The 740-nt window shown below is 68.9% G+C and carries 1 protein-coding gene; it reads right to left on the bottom strand.

Annotation, left to right across the window (positions count from 1 at the left end):
* A partial coding sequence (locus tag F8271_RS31650; protein WP_151493426.1) for an ISAs1 family transposase occupies window positions 1-725 on the bottom strand: 725 nt, incomplete at its 3' end.
* Window positions 726-740: the final 15 nt, after the last annotated feature.

Consider the following 740-nt stretch of genomic DNA (forward strand, 5'->3'; position numbering starts at 1 on the left):
GATGTGAGGCCGAGGATGGTGAATGGCCTGGTCATGTTGCGGGCTGCCCAGCGGGTGGCTTCGGTGATGTCGGGTCGGCCGGCCAGGCGTAGGGCGTTGATGGCGAGGTTGCGTAGCGAGGCCAGGACACGGGGCCCGGATCGGGTACGCACTGTTGACTGGTCTTCGTGGTAGCAGGTGTCGCGGATGAAGTGCAGTGACTCGATGGCCCAGTGGCCGCGGTTGTAGGCGGCCAGCTCTGCTGGGCCGGCGCGGTCGGGGGTATGGCTGGCGATGCCGAGTTGCGCGGCTGCGGACTGCTTTCCGCTGGAGTTGTCGGTGACGTAGCGTTCGATCAGCCAGACCTGGTTGACGTGCGGGAACGGCAGGTCGGGCGGGGCGGGTAGGACCCGGATGGTGCGGCGGGTGCTCCGGCCGTGTCCGCTGTCGAGGTCGTGGCAGGCGATCGGGGTGTCGGCCCATGGCAGGGCGTTGAGGGCGTCGAACAGTGCCTGCCGGTTCTGTTTCACCGGCAACACGAACTCGCCGCCCTGCTGGTGGATCAGGTCGGCGGTGGCCTTGACGGTGTGCAACGCGTCCGCGGTGACAGTCACGCCTCGCAGGTCGAGGGTTTCCAGCAGGGCGCGGGCGGTGGCTGGCTCGCTGGTCTTGGCCCCGTCGGTGGGCGCCTGGGCGACGATGACACTGGCCGCACCCGATCGCGGCGGCCCTGCGAGGGCGGACATCAGGTGCAACTGATC

Source organism: Micromonospora sp. ALFpr18c, from assembly GCF_008868155.1.
Classification (GTDB): domain Bacteria; phylum Actinomycetota; class Actinomycetes; order Mycobacteriales; family Micromonosporaceae; genus Micromonospora.